Source organism: Vibrio sp. 2134-1 (genome assembly GCF_033339495.1).
Map to the genome: position 1 here is coordinate 1 of NZ_JAWOUS010000251.1, position 843 is coordinate 843.

Consider the following 843-nt stretch of genomic DNA (forward strand, 5'->3'; position numbering starts at 1 on the left):
TATGACGTCCAAAGTGCAGGATTTTCCTTATTCCGTGTTTGGTCGAGCCTTAGCCGTATCGACCAGTAATGTAGTCTTCTGTCTGTTTCTTCATTGGCGATGTGAAGATTGAGTCTGCGTCGGAGTATTCAATCAACTTACCCATGTGAATAAATGCGGTGTGGTCACTCACTCGCGCAGCTTGCTGCATGTTGTGGGTAACGATCACGACAGTATATTGAGTCTTAAGCTCGTTGATAAGTTCTTCAATAGTTAAAGTTGATATTGGATCCAGTGCCGATGTTGGCTCATCCAATAACAGCACTTCTGGTTCAATTGCTACCGCACGTGCAATAACCAAACGTTGCTGCTGACCACCCGAAAGTCCAAATGCGTTTTCGTGCAATCTATCTTTCACTTCATCCCACAACGCAGCAGAGCGAAGTGAACGCTCAACCGCATCATCTAATGTGCGACTGTTCTTGACACCTTGTAAGCGTAAGCCATAAACCACATTCTCATAAATCGACTTAGGAAATGGGTTAGGACGCTGAAAAACCATTCCAACGCGACGCCTAAGCGTTGCTACATCGACATTCGGGTGATAGACGTTCTTACCGTGCAAACGAACTTTTCCGGTGACTTTACATCCTTCCACCAAGTCGTTCATACGATTGATACAGCGCAATAATGTCGATTTACCACAACCAGACGGGCCGATAAATGCTGTCACTCGCCCTTTTGGGATACGCATCGAAATATCGTGTAATGCCTGCGCTTGACCGTAGAAAAGATTAAGGTTCTCTATCGAGATCGCCGTTTGTTCATCCGTTAAGTTATGGACGTCCAGTGGTGGCTCATAAC

General features: G+C 45.7%; 1 protein-coding gene. It reads right to left on the reverse strand.

The window, feature by feature from the left end; genetic code table 11:
- Positions 1–49 precede the first annotated feature (49 nt).
- Positions 50–843: phosphate ABC transporter ATP-binding protein PstB (gene pstB / locus R7R78_RS25270; RefSeq protein WP_225474518.1), on the reverse strand; the 794-nt coding region annotated here is incomplete at its 5' end.